The sequence below is a fragment of the Echinicola marina genome (assembly GCF_020463795.1).
Classification (GTDB): domain Bacteria; phylum Bacteroidota; class Bacteroidia; order Cytophagales; family Cyclobacteriaceae; genus Echinicola; species Echinicola marina.
Window position 1 is genome coordinate 5,169,939 of sequence record NZ_CP080025.1, and the last position, 17,972, is coordinate 5,187,910.

The following is a 17,972-nucleotide window of genomic DNA, read 5'->3' on the forward strand; positions in this document are numbered from 1 at the left end:
ACAACAAAAATCAAATGCAAACCATCGCAAAACGGTAGTTTAAACGAAATCCAAAATGACGCAAAACCATGAAAACTTCATTCAACCCCTTGATATACCTGCTCATCTTAGGGATGTTTGCAGCATGTACTGAGTCCAAAAAAGAAAAACAAGCTGAATTGGAAATCCCCAATTCCGAACCTGCCTTTGATGAGACTTACCGTCCTCAATATCATTTCACTCCTCCAAAATCCTGGATGAATGACCCCAACGGAATGGTGTATTTGGATGGAGAATACCACTTATTTTACCAGCACAACCCTGACAGCAATGTCTGGGGTCCAATGCACTGGGGGCACGCGGTTTCCACAGATATGTTGCACTGGGAACATTTGCCCATCGCGCTTTACCCTGATAGTCTAGGTACCATATTTTCTGGTAGCGCTGTGATTGACAAAGGAAACACGAGTGGGCTGGGTGAAGATGGCAAAAACCCCATGATAGCCATTTTTACCTATCACCATCCGGAAAAAGGCCAAACCCAAGGAATTGCCTTTAGCAATGACAAAGGGAGAACTTGGACCAAATATAAAAACAATCCAGTACTGAACAACCCTGGAATACCTGACTTTAGAGACCCCAAGGTGAGCTGGTATGACCAAGGTAATGGAACCGGAAAATGGATCATGACCCTGGCGGTAAAGGACAAAATCAGCTTTTACTCCTCTCCCAACTTAATTGACTGGGAACATGAAAGTGATTTCAGTCCCTCATGGGCTTCCTATGGTGGCGTTTGGGAATGCCCGGACTTGTTTCCATTAACTGATCAAGAAGGTCATGAGAAATGGGTATTACTGGTCAGCATCAACCCCGGAGGACCCAACGGGGGATCGGCCACCCAATATTTTACAGGAAACTTTGATGGTGGAAATTTCACCGCTGATGGCAAGGATGTGAAGTGGATAGATTACGGGGCTGACAATTATGCCGGTGTTACTTGGTCTGACATCCCAAAAACAGATGGAAGAAGATTATTTCTAGGCTGGATGAGCAACTGGCTATATGCCAATATTGTCCCTACTACCATTTGGAGATCAGCCATGACCCTGCCTAGGAAACTCGAACTATATCATTTTGAAGGCAAAGACTTATTGGCCTCCAGGCCTGTAATGGAAGTCAAAACATTATACGGTAATTCGGAAAAAATCGAAGCCAAAAGCCATTTATTGAGAGACGAACTTTTCCATTTGGATTTAAAAACAGCAAATGGGAACAGGGCATCCATTAAGTTCAGCAATGATTTAGGAGAAGAGGTTCTCCTTCATATTGAACAGAACAAAGTAATTTTCGACAGAAGCAAATCAGGTCAGGTCAAATTCAATGAAGCTTTCCAAGCCATACATGAAGCGCCCCTAAATGGCCTGGAGATTAATGATATTGATATTTATTCAGATAAATCTTCTCTAGAGTTCTTTTTCAATGATGGGGAACTGGTCTTAACAGAGATATTATTTCCCAATTCTCCATTATTAAAATTGGATTTGGAAGGGATAGAAAACAATGGTGAAGTTCATTATCTGAATTCCACTTGGTAAGTAAAAATAAGGGGGTAAAAATGTTTCAATTCAACTATCTTGTAGCTAGTTTTGACGAATAGCCCGAAAATAAACCAAAAATGAACAGTAAAAAGTACGTAATTTTTCTCTCTATAGTAGCCGCATTGGGAGGTTTTCTATTTGGCTTTGATACCGCAGTAATCTCAGGGGCCGAAAGGTTCATCCAGGAGAAATGGCAACTCAGTGATTGGACCCATGGAATGGCGGTTGCCATTGCACTTTATGGCACAGTGATCGGAGCTCTTTTTGGAGGCGTTCCCGCAGATAAATACGGCCGTAAAAAATCTTTATTATGGATTGGGCTGCTCTATTTTGTCTCCGCCCTTGGCTCAGCACTGGCGCCAGATGTCATCACCTTTATGGCACTTAGGTTTATTGGAGGTCTCGGAGTGGGAGCTTCTTCAGTAGTGGCCCCCATGTACATCAGTGAAATTGCTCCTGCAAAAAACCGGGGAGTGCTGGTAGCCCTCTTCCAGTTCAATATCGTATTCGGTATTTTGATGGCCTACTTCTCCAATTACCTGATAGAAACCGCCAACCTCAATGAAAGCTGGAGATGGATGATGGGGATGGAAGCCATTCCTGCACTGATATATACTTTACTGACCATTAAGGTTCCCAAAAGTCCACGTTGGCTAATAGCCCATCAAAACAATGTCGCAGAAGCAACAGAGATATTGACCAAAACGGATCCTGAAGGTGTAGATGAAGCCATCAGACTGGCCATAGAAGAACGAAATAGAGAAAAAATAAAAGTAGGCTTTTCCGCCCTGTTCAAACACGGCCATATCAAAACCACCATGCTGGCCATAATGATCGCCATGTTCAACCAGCTTTCAGGAATCAATGCCATCATCTATTTTGCCCCAAGGGTATTTGAAATGGCAGGAATAGATGCTGAAAGTGCCTTATTATCCACTATTGGCATTGGAGCAGTAAATATGATAGCCACCATGTTGGGACTCTACCTTATCGATAGAATAGGCCGGAAAAAACTGATGCTGATCGGTTCAGTTGGCTATATTATCTCCTTAATCTTGATTGCCTATTCCTTTTCTGGTGGGGCCATTCCTCCATCCTATTTGCCCGTGTTTGTATTTATTTTCATTGCCTCCCATGCTGTAGGACAAGGCAGTGTTATCTGGGTGTTTATTGCGGAAGTATTCCCTAACGAAACCAGGGCATATGGCCAGTCCATTGGATGTTTCACCCATTGGATCTTAGCTGCCATCATCGCCAATATCTTCCCCTTCTTTGCCAATACCTTTGGTGCGGTGAGTATATTTGGCTTCTTTGCTTTGATGATGGTCTTGCAGCTGGTTTGGGTATTGACCAAAATGCCAGAAACCAAAGGACGCTCATTGGAGGAAATTCAACAAGATATGATCGCTAGCAATGCATAAAAAAATAGTCATCTTCGGTGAAATGCTTTGGGATTGTTTTTCTGATAGAAGCATCCCTGGAGGGGCACCTATGAATGTAGCTCTCCACACCCAATACCTGGGCTTGGAAACTTCCTTTATCTCAAAAGTGGGAAATGACAACTGGGGAAAGGAGCTGCTTGACTTTGTTCAAGATAAGTCCCTGAACACTGACCTGATCCAGGTAGACGAACATTATGATACCAGTAGGGTATTAGTGGATGATGCTGATAAGGAAAACATCAAATATGAAATTGTAGAAGCAGTAGCCTGGGATTTTATCCAATGGTCAAAAGAAATGCAGAAAAAGGTCAATGAAGCAGATGCTTTTATCTTTGGCAGTCTGTCTGCTAGGAATGAAGATAGTAGAAACACCTTGTTTAAGCTCTTGGAAACATCCGTTCTAAAAATATTTGACATCAATTTAAGAGCTCCATATTTCGAGGCTTCACTGCTTGAAAAACTATTGAAGAAAGCAGATATCCTTAAGATCAACGACGATGAATTGCTCTTGCTCATGGATATTTTCAAACTAGACAAAAACGGGGATAAAGCCTTGGAAAGATTATCTGAAGATTTTGGATTACAAATGATCTGTGTGACCAAGGGAGCTGCCGGAGCCATTATTTATGATGGTAAAAAAAGCCATTCCCACCCAGGCTATAAAGTAAAAGTAGCCGATACCGTTGGTTCTGGCGATGCTTTTTTGAGCGGTTTTATCTATAAGTCACTTTCAGGTGATTCACCCAAAGAGATATTGGATTTTGCTTGTGCACTCGGAGCTTTAGTTGCCACCAATAAGGGGGGTACTCCACAATATGAACTGGAAGACATTGCTTCCATTCAAAGGACCTGATAAAGGAAAGGCTTGTTCAAAATAGAAACAAGCCTTTCCTTTTTTAACATATTCCTTTCTCCAAGAGACCATCGTTTTAGGTCAAATTTGTTAAGCTAATGGATGCTTATTCTCTTGCCCTCCTCAGCAGATTTAAAAGCGGCCTCCACAACTTTTATATCCCTTAAGCCTTCTTCTCCAGGAACCATCACGGCCCTACCATCGATAATGGCCAAAGCATCATCATCCATCTGTACAGCCTGCTGACTTTTCACCTGGTCTGAAAACTGTATGCCGTCACTGGTATAGCCCTTAATCCCTCTGTAAGACTGAAAAGGTTCCAACCTGAAATTACCACGGCCACAAGTAACCGTTAACCTCCCCATATTCATCCCAAAACTAGTAGCACAGTTCGCCATGAGTCCTCCAGGAAATTCCAATATATAATTCATGGTCTCATCTACCTCAGCAAACATTTCAGGTCGGCGTTTGCTTTCATAGGCCATTACGGATAGAGGCTCTAAACCACTCAAATACCTGACAGCATTGATTGGATAAACACCCATATCGTACATCGCTCCGCCTCCCATTTCCTTATTCAATCTCCATATCCCAGTGCTGTTCATCGTAAAGCCTGCTACCGCCTCCAGCATCCTCAAGTCACCGTATTTTTGATTTTTGACAAACGCCCTTAACTGCTGGGTATTCGGTTCATGTTGCATACGATAACCTATACTTAATTTTACCTTGTTCTTCTTACAGGCTGCTATAATCTCTTCACACTCTTTAACCGTTTTGGCCATGGGCTTTTCACACCAAACATGTTTTCCTGCCTCAGCAGCCTTAATCGCAAATTCAGTATGCATGCTATTGGGCAATACCACATAGACTACATCGATATCAGCATTATTGGCTATGGATTCAAAGTTGTCATAGTTATAAACATTTTCATCAGGGATATCATACTTTTCCTGCCATGAAACTGCTTTTTCAGGAGTTCCCGTAACAATACCGGCCAAATAACAATGCTCGGTCATTTGCAGCGAAGGGGCCAGTTGCCCGGTACTATACCCTCCCAGCCCCACTAAAGCTACCCCTAGTTTCTCTTTTTTCTTTCCTATAGAAATGTGTGAAAAAGACATCGCTGCTGTGGCTAAACTGGTCTTTTGGATAAATTGTCGTCGTCGCATAATGGTTTAAAGATCTGATGGTGAGGCATAATTTACAAAAAATCATAAAACAAAAGCCTGTTTGGAATATCAAACAGGCTTTTGCTATTCTTCTTTCAACTGATTAAAAGTTCTTCCCAATAGATACTTTTATTAACCTGTTTTTACTTTCAAAATCATTATAATTCAAATCTGAAAAACCAAAATCATAACTTCCCTGTACATTGAAGCCCAAGGGCAAATTCACCCCTACTCCTACCACTCCCCCCATATCAAACTGGGAAAGCTCATTTATAGAAGATACATTGGTCGCTCCATCGTATTTTCTTGCTACAAGAAAGGAGGCTTGCGGACCAGCAAAAACATTAATCAGTGGAATAAATCCCAAGCGCACCAGTACAGGAACATCAATATAATGCAATCTTTCTTTTCCTGAAGTCCCCATATTGTCTACTTCTGCTCCTTTTTGAGAATACTGTATACTTGGCTCTACGCCTATCAGCCCCAACAAACTTATCTTTTTGTATATACCAGCATGGAACCCTGAATTTCCTCCATTACTGATATCATGGATCTTAGAGTAATTCCATCCCGCCCTAATCCCCGTTTGTGCTTTTACCTGCTGATAAGCCCCCAACAGTAGCATTACAATTATGATCAACTGTGTTTTCATGGTTTTTACTTGGTTTTATGTTTTGCTTTAAAGTGAAATTCAAACAAATGGAGAAAGCTACTAGCTAAAAAAGTAATTCAATAAAATGGTAACGTTAGGCATTCCGATTTATTTAGCAAAAAATAATATAAATCTAACGTTTGAGTTTCTGTACACCCCAGAAAAAAGGGCTTTGCTTTACAGCAAAACCCTTTTCTATTTTTCTATATCTTTTAGAAGCTATAGCCCAAAGAAACTTTAAAGCCCCTATTATAGACTTCGGCATCTGAGTCCTTAAAGACAGGTGTCAGCCCTAAATCATAGCTACCCTGTACATTTAAACCTACAGGAAGGTTATATCCTATACCAAACACCAAGCCAGCATCTAAATCATTGATATCATCACGCTCCCACTCAAAGGTTGATCCAAAAGCATCTCCTTCAAATTTCGAATCTACCAGAATAGAACCTTGGGGACCTGCAAAGATATTAAAACCATCACTGGCATAAAACCTTAATAAAATCGGCACATCCACATAACTAAGTACCGTTCTGGAATCTGCAAAATTATCTGCTGTTGTTCCTTTTTGTGAAAAATAGGCTCCGGGCTCAATGGCAAAGTTATCGGTCACGAACATGTTTCCATATATACCTGCATGAAAACCCGCCCTATTGGTATAATCATTATTGGAGCCATCGTCTCCTCCCCAATTAAAGAAACTTGCCCCTCCACGAATACCAAAATTACTCATCTGAGCACTTGCCGGTGTCCTCCTTTGTGCATTTGCATCCCAAACAAATAATGTTACTGCGATAAAAGCAAAAATTACCTTTTTCATGTTGTTTATATAGTTGGTTCAACCACTACTCTACGAATTCCATGCCAAAACGTATGCTGCTTAATTTAATTAAATGTCTACCCCCTATGATAAAAGGCTGCTAAGCTCATTAGCACCTACTTAACTCTTTTTTCAATATAATAGGAATTTAAAACAGCCAAAGCCCCCATATACTTCAACTTAAAGCGAATCAGGTCCCCAACTTGGTAATTTTTCGGGTTTTTACCCAAATCCAGGATCAACATATCCGAACTTCCTCCCAATACTTCAAATTCGTCCTTATCATAAATCAAATATTTAGGATCTACATCCAACAAGCCCAGGTCCAATATTCCTCGAAAGGAAGATTGGCCATATAAGGATTCATCGATCTCAGCAATTTCCCCTTGGGGATTTGCTGCTAAATTACCCGTGGGCAAAAGTGGTTTTTCCTGCAACTCAATGATTTCAGCGCACAATTCAAAAACACCGTCATTCATCCCCTTGATGGTGGAATCGTCAAATAGATTGGCACCAAAATACAGGGTTTCCCCCACCCTGAAATGATTGACTCCTTTTGGTAACTGGTGGTTCAGCATCAGTGGAATGGTCACCGAAGTTCCTGCAGATACCCAAGGAATTTCTTTGTTGAATTTTAATTCAATGATCTGTTTATAAAGTGACAATTGAATTAATTTGTCTGTAGAAGGCATTACCCCATTTAGGCAATTTAAATTGGTACCTAGCCCAATCACCTCCACATTGGGCAACCTGAAAATCTTGGCATAAAACTCCACCAAATCTTCACCCATGACCCCTTCCCTTAAATCTCCAGTCTCCACCATAATGATGATTTGGTGTTTCTTTTGCTGCTTGACGGCCTCTTCACTGATCCACTTTATCGTATTTAATTCACTGTTCAAACTTACATCTGCATAGGTAACCACATCAGCCAGGTTACGCTTAGAAGGAGGTTTAATATAAACCGTTTTTATGTTTTCATTGATTTCCTTCACCTTAGCTAGATTACTTATCCTGGAATCATGGATTTCATCTATACCTAAGTCTATCAGCTCTTGGATGTAAATCTCATTTCCACATAGTAATTTGGAAACTGCTCCCCAAGCCACATTATTCTCCTTAAATTTCTGACGTAGAAATTCGTAATTCCTTTTCAGGTTATCCTTGTAAAGATTTAGAAATGCCATTTTATTTTTTCAACCTCATTTCGAGGTATTTATTGGTAAAACCCAGTTTTTCATAGAGTTTTCTTGCGGGATTGTCTGGCTCCACATGCAAGGCAATATCACCACTGGACATATCTATGGCTGTTTTCATTAATTTCTTCCCCACTCCTTTCCCTCTTTGATTGGCATTAACAGCTATATAAACTAAAATATTTTCTGGAATATATCCAGACATTCCTGTTTTATTCACCACTACTGCTCCTACAATCTTCCCATTTTCTCTTCCCATAACAACAAAACCTCCTTTATCGCCAGCCATGTCCAAAGCATAGTCCAAGCATTTCATGATATCCGCGTGAGGATCACCATATTCTTCCAAATGCTTAAACAGAAAATCTGCAATTTCGGTTTTTTGTAAAAAGGTGGCATTATCAATGGTTGAAAGTGTCTCTATTTTCATCATATTGGATATTTATTCTGTATATACTCACTAATTATTTAATTCAGCTTAAGCTATCAACAAGCAAAAACACTGCTAAAGAGGCTGTAAGCCCAAATAAATTGGCATCTAGCCCTAAGGGAAGTGACGTTCCACTAAGTGCCAAACCAGCCGTAACCCCGCCTCCTATGATCATCGAAGATAAAGCTGCTTTTGGATTTCTCTTATTCCAAAACAAACCTGCTAGAATAGGGACTAATAGGCCCGATACCATAAATGCATAAGAATAAAGCATCAATTCCAGCACATTGGTCATTTGCATAGCTATTAGCAAAGCCAAAGTCCCTATCACTAAAGTAAAAAGCTGGCTGAAATGCATGGATTTCTTTTCAGCTTGTTTGGCAAACCACCTTCCAAAAAGATCTGTAGTCAGATTTCCTGAGGCAGCCATCAGACATGAATCTGCAGTGGAAAGTACCGCTGAAAAATAAGCGGACATCATCAGTCCCATAATCCCTGCAGGTAAAACTGTACTAAGCAAAATAGGCAAGCCCATTTCTGGATCTAAATCTTCAATATTTTCTGCTATCATCCCTTGTTCAAAGGCAACCCTGGCCAATAATCCCAATGAAACACCCATAAAGGCCATAACCGGCCATTCAAAAAGCCCTGCAATATACCATGCTCGCTTGGCTGATTTCACATCTCTACTCGCGAAAATTCGCTGATAAAGCGTCATGCCCACAAACCAAATAGGCAAAATGGTTATCCCCCAATTGGCCATATCCTGCCAGGTCAAATTGGAAAGGCTGAAAAATTCCTTGGGCAGGGTCTCATGAATGGCTTCCCAACCTCCAACATGGTGATAGGAAATAGGCAAACCTATTAAACTAAAGCCCAACAATAAAATCACCCACTGAATGGTATCGGTATAAATAACAGCCTTTAACCCACCCATAACGGTATAAACTACTGCAATAATCCCCATGATTAAAAGGGCAAGGTTCAAGTCCAATCCTTTGAAAGTTCCCGAAGCTAGTTTTGCGCCAGCCAAAAGTTGTGAAGAAGTAAATCCCAAATAGCCCACAAAACAAATGATTCCTGAGGCAATCCCTACTGGCCGATTAAAGAGGTATTGAAAAATCTGGGGGAAGGTGTAAAAATTAGCAAAAGCAGGATTTGATTTCACCTTAGGAATTAAAAATACTGCTGCCAGCCAGGCTCCAATCAATCCCGTAAAGAGCATCCAACTACCTGAAAGTCCCATTGCAAATCCCAAGCCGCCCAGACCTATACTAAAACCACCGCCTACATCAGTAGCCACCACTGAAAGTCCAATATGCCAGTGCCCAATGGATCTCCCCCCTACATAATAGTCATCCTGCCCCTGGTTATTTCGCATGAAGTAGAACCCCACTCCAAGCATAATGATCATATACAATATAAAAATACCTACATCTATCCATTCCATTAAAAGAGATTCTTTTTGTCTACACCAATATTAACAAAATGTTGAAGTTATAGTTTTCCTCGTTTTTTCCAATAAGGACTGCACTTATTTAGGAAATGATCTATAAAAACTTGTTTTTACAATAATGAACCAAAAAATCAGGCAATAAAAAAGGCCGGAACTACCGGCCTTTCACTTTATGTGTCTATGATCTCAATTATACATTCTCACTGCTGACAATGGCAGAGAAATATTCCCTGTTCATTCTAGCGATATTGGTCAAACTGATGCCTTTAGGACATTCAATTGAACATGCTCCTGTGTTGGTACATGCGCCAAATCCTTCCTCATCCATTTGGGCGATCATCTTCTCTGCTCTCTCTTTTCTTTCCACCTTACCTTGTGGCAACATGGCCAACTGGGAGATTTTAGCGGAAGTAAACAGCATAGCAGAAGCATTTTTACAAGCCGCTACGCAAGCTCCACATCCAATACACGTCGCCGCATCAAAAGCCTCGTCAGCAATTTTCTTTGGAATAGGAATCTCATTGGCATCAGGTACACCACCCGTATTTACCGACACATAACCACCTGCCTGGATAATACGGTCAAACGCACCTCTATCCACTACCAAATCCTTCACCACAGGGAAAGCTGCTGCTCTCCAAGGTTCTATGGTGATGGTATCTCCATCCTTGAAAGATCTCATATGCAACTGGCAGGTAGTAGTTTGCTGAGGTCCGTGAGGCTTACCATTGATATGCAAAGAACACATCCCGCAGATACCTTCTCTACAGTCATGGTCAAAGTGAACTGGATCTTCTCCTTTTTCAGAAAGCTCCTCGTTCAAAACGTCCAACATCTCCAAGAAAGACATGTCTTCAGAAATATCAGCAATATTATAATTAACAAAACCGCCCTTGTCTGAGCTGTTTTTTTGTCTCCAAACTTTAAGTGTTAAGTTCATAATAATTATGAATTTTTGGTTGTCAAATGATTACTTGTAACTTCTCTGGGTCAACTTCACGTTCTCGAACACAAGCGGTTCTTTGTTCAGCTCTTCCTCCACATTATCTCCCATGTGTTTCCAAGCACCCACGTAAGCAAAATTCTCATCATCACGAAGGGCTTCACCTTCTTCGGTTTGATATTCTTCTCGGAAGTGACCACCACACGACTCATTTCTGTGCAGTGCATCTCTCACCATAAGCTCTCCCAACTCCAGGAAGTCAGCCACTCTGTGCGCCTTTTCCAAGGATAGGTTCAACTCATCACCTGTTCCCAATACTTTGACATCAGACCAAAATTCCTTTCTCAGCTCTTGGATCATGCCGATAGCCTTTTGAAGCCCTTCAGCAGTTCTGGCCATTCCACAGTATTCCCACATGATTTTCCCCAATCGCTTATGGAAATCATCTACTGTTTTCTTACCATTGATGGAAAGTAGTTTTTGGATTTTATCCTTGATTTCTTTTTCCGACTGCTTGAAAGCCTCATGATCCGTTCCCACTTTCTCGTAAGGCATGCCCGCCAAGTAATCACCGATAGTGTAAGGAATCACAAAATAACCATCTGCAAGGCCCTGCATCAATGCAGAAGCTCCCAATCTGTTAGCACCGTGATCAGAGAAGTTGGCCTCTCCTAGGGCATAAAGACCAGGTACAGTAGTCATCAAATGGTAATCTACCCAAAGTCCACCCATAGTATAGTGAACAGCTGGATAAATCTTCATTGGCGTCTGATAAGGATTCTCACCAGTGATCTGCTGATACATATCAAACAGGTTACCATATTTAGCACTGATCGTGTCTTCTCCGTCTCTGATGATAGCATCACGGAAATCCAAGAATACCGCTTCTCCGGTTTCATTTACCCCTCTGCCCTCATCACAAACATACTTGGCATTTCTAGAAGCCACGTCACGAGGAACCAAGTTACCGAAAGAAGGATACCTTCTTTCCAAATAATAGTCTCTGTCCTCGTCCTTAATATCTTTAGGCATGATTTCCCTCTTACGAAGTTTCTCAGCCAATTCTTTTGTTTTAGGCACCCATACCCTACCGTCATTTCTCAAAGATTCTGACATCAAAGTCAATTTAGACTGATGGTCTCCTGAAACAGGAATACAAGTTGGGTGAATTTGGGTATAACAAGGGTTGGCAAAATAAGCCCCTTTCTTATGTGCTCTCCAAGCAGCCGTCACATTAGATCCCATGGCATTGGTAGAAAGGAAAAAAACGTTTCCATACCCACCAGTACAAAGCAACACGGCATGTGCGCTGTGAGATTCAATGGCACCAGTGATCAGGTTTCTGGTAACAATACCTCTGGCTTTGCCATCGATGGTTACCACATCCATCATTTCAGTTCTTGGATAAAGCTTCACCTTTCCATTGGCTACCTGACGGCTCAAGGCAGAATAAGCACCCAAAAGCAACTGCTGTCCCGTTTGGCCCCTGGCATAGAAAGTACGTGATACCTGGGCACCACCAAATGAACGGTTGGCAAGCAATCCACCATATTCACGGGCAAATGGAACACCTTGCGCCACACATTGGTCAATAATATTTACAGAAACTTCTGCTAGTCTGTGTACATTGGCTTCTCTGGAACGGTAATCGCCTCCTTTAATGGTGTCATAAAACAACCTGTAAACGGAGTCACCATCATTTTGATAGTTCTTTGCAGCATTGATACCACCCTGAGCAGCAATAGAGTGCGCTCTCCTAGGGCTATCTTGGAAACAAAAAGCCTTAACATTATAGCCCAACTCAGCCAAAGAAGCTGCTGCTGAAGCACCTGCTAGACCAGTCCCTACTACAATTACCTCATATTTCCTTTTGTTGGCCGGATTGACCAACTTCATATTAAATTTATGTTTAGTCCACTTTTCAGCTAATGAACCTGCTGGTATTTTAGAATCAAGTATCATATTGGCTAGTTATTAATTCAAAGTTGAGAAATAGATATAAAGTGGCATTGAGGCAAACATAGCCGGAACAATGATGGAAAAAGCACTGCCGATAAACTTGATCGCCGGAGTGTACTTCTTGTGATTCAGTCCCAATGTCTGAAATGCACTGGCAAAACCATGATACAAGTGGAAGCCCAAAAATGCCATTGCAATTACATAAAGAGCAACTAAGCCAATATTAGAGAAAGCGAGGTTAACTACCGAATAAAGATCTTTGAACTCACCGCCTTCATAAGTCACCATTGGTATGGCTCCCCAATGCATCTGTGCCCAGAAATTCTGAAGGTGAACAACAATAAAAATAAATACAATGGTACCTAGTACCCCCATGTTTCTGGAATTCCATGTACTATTGGTACCTGCTTTGCTATCTGCATAATTTACTGGTCTTGCCTTCTTATTTTTTGCAGAAAGAATGATCGAAACAACCACATGTCCAATAATGGAGATGTAAGTCAGGTAGGAAAGAATTTTCACTGCCGGATTGGTAGTCATAAATTTAGCATATTCATTAAATGCCTGCCCACCGTCATCTTTGAATAAAAGCATGTTTCCAGAAACGTGTCCTATCAAAAACAGGATCAGGAATAAGCCTGTCAGGGCCATTAGCAACTTTCGTCCCAAAGTGCTACTAAAGGTTTTGGTTACCCAACTCATAAAATTTCTCTTTATTTGTGTAGATGGTTTTTAAAATGTTCAAATTGGTTAACAAATTTACATGTCGAAAGTTTATCAAACAATTGATCACTACGTATTGCCCTTATTTTAAAAGGTTCTAAATAATTATCAGAAACCTATTTTTCAGGTATTTTTAAACTTTTTGCTCCTTTATCACTTAATTTTTATGTTGGATTTCGGTAATACGGTACACTTCCTTAACTTTAATTCGTATATATTTATTAATTAAGGTAAATGCGATATTTTATACTTAGAAGTTTTTTAAGTATAAATACTGTAAATTTTTAAGTAATCCACCTAAATAAACTGGTTAGATTTAGGTGAAGTAGTAAAACTTATGAGATATATGAAATGTAAAGCTTTTCTCTTATTCACCCTGTCACTATTGTTTATAGGACTTCAAGAGACATTAGCTACACACATCCGGGCAGGTGAAATCATTGCAGAGAGAATTTCTGTTCAATCCCTTACCTATAGGATCACTGTCGTAGGTTATACGGACACCCGTTCCTCGGTTATATTTGGCCCGGGACGAATTGAGTTTGGAGATGGCCGGGTAGTAGAAAACCTCAATACGGAGAGTGACTTCGAAATGGTGGAATCACTGGGCAACCAAATTGAAAAAAACACCTTTGTGATCACCCATACCTATCAAGGCCCTGGTCAATACACTATCCGGTTTCAGGAATTTAACCGTAACGACCTTACGCTTAACATGGACAACTCAGTAGAAACACCTTTCTATATTGAGACCATGATTACCATTGATCCATTTATAGGTGTCAACAACTCACCTGTATTGACCATCCCTCCAGTGGATAATGGCCAGATCAATACCCGCTACATCCATAACCCAGGAGCATATGATCCTGATGGAGACAGTTTGGCTTATCGATTTGACGATATCGTTCCCCTTCAGGATTTCCAAAGACCGGTAAACAATTATAGAAGCCCTGCATCTGGAGAATTTAGCTTCAACAAAGAAGATGGCAGCCCCAATCCATATATCTCCATGGACCCTTTAACTGGTGACTTAATTTGGGATGCACCTGGAGTGGCAGGACAATACAACGTAGCCTTCCATATAGAAGAATGGCGGAAAATCAACGGCGAATACCAAAAAATCGGTTATGTGGTCCGGGATATGCAGATTATCATTGAGAATTCCGATAACCAAAGACCCGTTTTAGAGGTACCACCTGATATATGTGTGGTGGCCGGAACTAATATTGAAGAAATCATACAAGGTACTGATCCAGATGGGGATGATATCAAAATAGAAGTTTTTGGAGACCCTATCGAAATCACCTCTTCCCCTGCTTCCTATGATCCTGTGGCTACTTTCCAGTCTTCACCTGGTATTATTAATTTCGATTGGCAAACAGTCTGTGGCCATGTAAGGGCCAGGGAATATCAGGTCAGGATCCGTATTACTGATGACCCAGAATCGGGACCTGCTTTGGTGGACATCAAAACTTGGAATATCAAAGTCGTCGGCCCTCCTCCGGTGATTCAGGATGTAGAACAAATGCCAGGAAGGACTGCAACAATAAATTGGGATCCCTATTCCTGTGGCAATAGTGCCGAAACCATGCAAATATGGAGGAGCATCAATAGCAATCCTTACGAACCTGATTCTTGTGAAACCGGTATCAGGGCTGGTTATGAATTGATAGGAACTACTGACATGAGCACCTTTGAGTTCACAGACATCAATGGTGGAGAGGGATTGTCTCCTGGCAACACCTACTGTTACCGACTAGTGGCAGTTTACCCTCAGCCAAGAGGTGGAGAAAGCATTGTTTCTGAGGAATTCTGTGTGACCATTGATGTAGATGTACCGATCATCACCAATGTCAGTGTAGAGGAAACAGATCCTACAAACGGCGAGATGTTTATCAAGTGGACCCCGCCATATGATATTGATCAAACTCAATATCCCGGACCTTATGAATACCAACTTATCCGTTCTGAGGGCTTCAGAGGAGACAACAACAACACTACAGTAATCACTACGAGTGATACACTATTTACTGATACAGGATTAAACACGGAGGGACTGGTATATAATTATGAGGTAGTATTACTTGATGGTGGAGTGAGGATTGATACCTCAAGCAAGGCCTCTTCAGTTTGGCTGCAACCTACCATCATCAATGAAGCCATTGAACTCAATTGGCAATTTGATGTACCGTGGAACAATAGTATCAGCCAATATACCCATGAAGTCTATCGAAACCGTACTGATCCAGAGGCTAGTGATGTAGATACCTTTGAGCTAATTGCAGAAGTAGATGTCACTGCTAACGGCTTTACCTTCTTGGATGATGGCAGCCATAATGGAGTACCGCTAAGCAGGGACACAGAGTATTGTTATTATGTAATTACCAAAGGTGCCTATAATGTAGACATATTGACCTATCCTCTGGAAAATAAATCTCAGATCATTTGTGCCAGACCTGATGACAATAGACTCCCATGCCCACCTGTACTGACTTATGAAGGTCCAAACTGTGAAGAATTCCTTGCGGACAAAGCATGTAATTTTGATGCTTTCTACCATGACCTCAGCTGGGAACCCAACTTCACTGGAGATTGTGATGATGAATTGGGGAGCTATAAAATTTACTTCTCTGAAACAGGTAATGAAGGCACTTTCGAATTGGTAAGTACCTTGAATGCATTGGATTTGAATACTAGAATTTCAGGACTGACAGAACTAAAAGGTTGTTACTATATTACCGCTGTGGACCGCTCTGGAAATGAAAGTGAGCCAAGCAATATCGTCTGTGTAGACAATTGTCCAAATTATGAACTACCCAATGCTTTCACTCCTGATGGTGACGGTATCAATGATACCTTCCAAGCTTTTGATAATCCTTTTGTAAGATGCCCACGATTTGTTGATGCGGTGGATATTAAAATATATAACCGTTGGGGAGTAATGGTATTCGAATACAATAGTGCAACATCTAATGAAAATGATATTTATATTCGTTGGGATGGCATAGACAAAAATGGAAATGAATTACCTGCAGGCACCTATTTCTACTCCGGAACGGTATTATTCAACACCAATGATGAAAGCATTAATTCTGAAGAATTAAAAGGACATGTTCAAATTATTAAATGAGCCCATTAAGCAATCAAGATTTTGATATCGTGCTATTTGATGGAGTCTGCAACCTGTGTAATCAGGCTGTGGACTTTATCATTCAGCATGATTCAAAAAATCATTTCAAGTTGGCCTCTCTACAAGATGAGCCTGGCAAGGCACTCTTAAAAGGAAAATCCATTGATGAAGCCTACCTCGACTCTATAGTACTATTAAGAAAGAACAAAGTATATTACAAGAGCCGGGCTGCTTTGGAAATTGCAAAAAAACTCAAGGGGCTTTGGCCCCTTTTTTATGGTTTCATCATTGTACCCCAATTTTTGAGAGACCCTGTTTATGATTGGATAGCCAAAAATCGCTACAAATGGTTTGGGAAAAGAGACACTTGTCGATTACCTAATGAGCGTGAAAAAAGGAAATTTCTCTCCACTGATGATTTTATCAAATGAGGTTAAAAATCAATAAAGGCTTTCCGAACTTTCAATGATTCCGTTTCATCGCTTTATCTGCTTTGCTTAATTTTTTGATATATTTGTGTCCACGATTAACATTTTGAATTTACCAAAGCCACTTGGAAATCTTAAATTGATCTCTTTGAGATATTTATCAAATAGAAAAGTGGATTCATAAAAAACAAAAACGCATGAAAGCTTATGTTTTCCCCGGTCAAGGGGCACAGTTCCCGGGAATGGGTAAAGAATTATATGAAACCAATACTGAAGCCAAAAAGCTTTTTGATCAGGCTGATGAAATATTGGGGTTCAAGATCAGTGAAATCATGTTCAACGGTACCGCTGATGAGCTTAAGCAAACCAAAGTAACCCAGCCAGCCGTTTTTCTTCACTCCGTAATTTTAGCCAAAACCACTGCAGATTTTAAGCCTGAAATGGCTGCAGGTCACTCTTTGGGTGAACTTTCTGCCTTGGTAGCTACTGGAGCCCTTTCTTTTGAGGATGGCTTAAAATTAGTTTACGAAAGAGCTTTGGCCATGCAAGAAGCTTGCGAAATCAACCCTTCCACCATGGCTGCCATCCTAGGCCTTGATGATGCAAAGGTAGAGGAAATCTGTGCCAGCATTAATGATGAGGTGGTTGTAGCTGCCAACTATAACTGTCCTGGACAGTTGGTGATTTCTGGCTCAAATAAAGGTATTGAAATTGCCTGTGAAAAAGCCAAAGAAGCTGGTGCAAAAAGAGCCCTTCCTCTTCCTGTAGGTGGAGCATTTCACTCACCATTAATGGAACCCGCTAGGGAAAAATTAGAAAAGGCCATTGAAGCTACCTCTTTCAACTCTCCAATTTGCCCTGTTTACCAAAACGTAAGCACTAAAGGAGAAACAGATGTAGAGACCATTAAAAAGAACCTAATTGCCCAACTGACTGCACCAGTAAAATGGACCCAATCGGTACAAAATATGGTAGCAGATGGTGGAACTGAATTTGTGGAATGTGGGCCTGGAAAAGTACTTCAAGGCTTGGTGAAGAAAATCCACCGTGAAGCTGAAGTTTCTGGACTTTAATTTAAGACATAAGATTCCAGATAAAAGACTTAAGACTAAAATCAGTTGTTCTTAGTTTGTAATCAAGAACTTATTTTAAAGGGGATTTTCAATCCCCTTTGTTTATTAGATGAATTGTAT

The 17,972-nt window shown here is 40.8% G+C and carries 15 protein-coding genes; 6 read left to right on the plus strand and 9 right to left on the minus strand.

Translation table 11 applies throughout. The features are described 5' to 3' along the window. Positions 1-68: 68 nt before the first annotated feature. The 3 genes from KZP23_RS21045 (at position 69) to KZP23_RS21055 (ending at position 3,872) form a co-directional block, all read left to right on the plus strand. Positions 69-1,574 carry a glycoside hydrolase family 32 protein gene (locus tag KZP23_RS21045; RefSeq protein WP_226333784.1) on the plus strand — a complete coding sequence of 502 codons (1,506 nt, stop codon included), beginning with the start codon at positions 69-71 and terminating at the stop codon, positions 1,572-1,574. Between the two features lie 80 nt (positions 1,575-1,654). Beyond that, a complete protein-coding gene (locus KZP23_RS21050) occupies positions 1,655-2,998 on the plus strand; it encodes a sugar porter family MFS transporter (protein WP_226333785.1) in 1,344 nt (447 codons plus the stop codon). Then, entirely contained in the window at positions 2,991-3,872 is an 882-nt protein-coding gene (locus KZP23_RS21055) for a carbohydrate kinase family protein (protein ID WP_226333786.1), read from the plus strand. The genes KZP23_RS21050 and KZP23_RS21055 overlap by 8 nt, the downstream gene beginning before the upstream one ends. 95 nt (positions 3,873-3,967) lie before the next feature. Here the strand turns inward: KZP23_RS21055 and KZP23_RS21060 are convergent, their stop codons facing one another. From KZP23_RS21060 to KZP23_RS21100, 9 genes are all read right to left on the minus strand, one after another. Continuing rightward, on the minus strand, positions 3,968-5,041 hold the full coding sequence (locus KZP23_RS21060; protein WP_226333787.1) for a Gfo/Idh/MocA family protein: 1,074 nt from the start codon (positions 5,039-5,041) through the stop codon (positions 3,968-3,970). 103 nt (positions 5,042-5,144) lie between these two features. Then, positions 5,145-5,693, minus strand: coding sequence for an outer membrane beta-barrel protein (locus tag KZP23_RS21065; protein ID WP_226333788.1), 549 nt, complete (start codon positions 5,691-5,693; stop codon positions 5,145-5,147). A 212-nt stretch (positions 5,694-5,905) separates the two neighbouring features. Then, entirely contained in the window at positions 5,906-6,511 is a 606-nt protein-coding gene (locus tag KZP23_RS21070) for a porin family protein (protein WP_226333789.1), read from the minus strand. Between the two features lie 116 nt (positions 6,512-6,627). Continuing rightward, positions 6,628-7,698, minus strand: a complete 1,071-nt coding sequence (locus KZP23_RS21075) for an alanine racemase (protein ID WP_226333790.1) — start codon at positions 7,696-7,698, stop codon at positions 6,628-6,630. A gap of 1 nt (position 7,699) precedes the next feature. Continuing rightward, on the minus strand, positions 7,700-8,140 hold the full coding sequence (locus KZP23_RS21080) for a GNAT family N-acetyltransferase (protein WP_226333791.1): 441 nt from the start codon (positions 8,138-8,140) through the stop codon (positions 7,700-7,702). A 40-nt stretch (positions 8,141-8,180) separates the two neighbouring features. After that, positions 8,181-9,587: a sodium:solute symporter family protein gene (locus tag KZP23_RS21085; protein ID WP_226333792.1), complete on the minus strand. Its 1,407-nt coding sequence runs from the start codon at positions 9,585-9,587 to the stop codon at positions 8,181-8,183. A gap of 196 nt (positions 9,588-9,783) precedes the next feature. Continuing rightward, entirely contained in the window at positions 9,784-10,533 is a 750-nt protein-coding gene (locus KZP23_RS21090; RefSeq protein ID WP_192007019.1) for a succinate dehydrogenase/fumarate reductase iron-sulfur subunit, read from the minus strand. 30 nt (positions 10,534-10,563) lie between these two features. Further along, positions 10,564-12,498 (minus strand): fumarate reductase/succinate dehydrogenase flavoprotein subunit, encoded by a 1,935-nt coding sequence (locus KZP23_RS21095; protein WP_226333793.1) that lies wholly within the window; start codon positions 12,496-12,498, stop codon positions 10,564-10,566. A gap of 12 nt (positions 12,499-12,510) precedes the next feature. Next, the gene (locus KZP23_RS21100; protein ID WP_226333794.1) at positions 12,511-13,197 is read right to left on the minus strand and encodes a succinate dehydrogenase cytochrome b subunit; all 687 of its coding nucleotides are present in this window, start codon (positions 13,195-13,197) and stop codon (positions 12,511-12,513) included. Between the two features lie 367 nt (positions 13,198-13,564). Here KZP23_RS21100 and KZP23_RS21105 point away from each other — a divergent pair, with 367 nt between their 5' ends. From KZP23_RS21105 to fabD, 3 genes are all read left to right on the plus strand, one after another. Further along, the gene (locus tag KZP23_RS21105) at positions 13,565-16,351 is read left to right on the plus strand and encodes a T9SS type B sorting domain-containing protein (RefSeq protein ID WP_226333795.1); all 2,787 of its coding nucleotides are present in this window, start codon (positions 13,565-13,567) and stop codon (positions 16,349-16,351) included. After that, positions 16,348-16,782 (plus strand): thiol-disulfide oxidoreductase DCC family protein, encoded by a 435-nt coding sequence (locus KZP23_RS21110; RefSeq protein WP_226333796.1) that lies wholly within the window; start codon positions 16,348-16,350, stop codon positions 16,780-16,782. Before KZP23_RS21105 ends, KZP23_RS21110 begins: the two co-directional genes overlap by 4 nt. 194 nt (positions 16,783-16,976) lie before the next feature. Then, positions 16,977-17,852, plus strand: coding sequence for an ACP S-malonyltransferase (fabD, locus tag KZP23_RS21115; protein WP_226333797.1), 876 nt, complete (start codon positions 16,977-16,979; stop codon positions 17,850-17,852). The last annotated feature ends 120 nt before the right edge of the window (positions 17,853-17,972 follow it).

Coding starts and splice junctions, on each gene's coding strand:
- KZP23_RS21045 (WP_226333784.1), top strand. CDS start 69: ATGAAAACTTCATTCAACCCCTTGATATACCTGCTCATCTTAGGGATG.
- KZP23_RS21105 (WP_226333795.1), top strand. CDS start 13,565: ATGAAATGTAAAGCTTTTCTCTTATTCACCCTGTCACTATTGTTTATA.
- KZP23_RS21055 (WP_226333786.1), top strand. CDS start 2,991: ATGCATAAAAAAATAGTCATCTTCGGTGAAATGCTTTGGGATTGTTTT.
- KZP23_RS21075 (WP_226333790.1), bottom strand. CDS start 7,698: ATGGCATTTCTAAATCTTTACAAGGATAACCTGAAAAGGAATTACGAA.
- KZP23_RS21110 (WP_226333796.1), top strand. CDS start 16,348: ATGAGCCCATTAAGCAATCAAGATTTTGATATCGTGCTATTTGATGGA.
- KZP23_RS21050 (WP_226333785.1), top strand. CDS start 1,655: ATGAACAGTAAAAAGTACGTAATTTTTCTCTCTATAGTAGCCGCATTG.
- fabD (WP_226333797.1), top strand. CDS start 16,977: ATGAAAGCTTATGTTTTCCCCGGTCAAGGGGCACAGTTCCCGGGAATG.
- KZP23_RS21060 (WP_226333787.1), bottom strand. CDS start 5,041: ATGCGACGACGACAATTTATCCAAAAGACCAGTTTAGCCACAGCAGCG.
- KZP23_RS21095 (WP_226333793.1), bottom strand. CDS start 12,498: ATGATACTTGATTCTAAAATACCAGCAGGTTCATTAGCTGAAAAGTGG.
- KZP23_RS21065 (WP_226333788.1), bottom strand. CDS start 5,693: ATGAAAACACAGTTGATCATAATTGTAATGCTACTGTTGGGGGCTTAT.
- KZP23_RS21080 (WP_226333791.1), bottom strand. CDS start 8,140: ATGATGAAAATAGAGACACTTTCAACCATTGATAATGCCACCTTTTTA.
- KZP23_RS21100 (WP_226333794.1), bottom strand. CDS start 13,197: ATGAGTTGGGTAACCAAAACCTTTAGTAGCACTTTGGGACGAAAGTTG.
- KZP23_RS21085 (WP_226333792.1), bottom strand. CDS start 9,587: ATGGAATGGATAGATGTAGGTATTTTTATATTGTATATGATCATTATG.
- KZP23_RS21070 (WP_226333789.1), bottom strand. CDS start 6,511: ATGAAAAAGGTAATTTTTGCTTTTATCGCAGTAACATTATTTGTTTGG.
- KZP23_RS21090 (WP_192007019.1), bottom strand. CDS start 10,533: ATGAACTTAACACTTAAAGTTTGGAGACAAAAAAACAGCTCAGACAAG.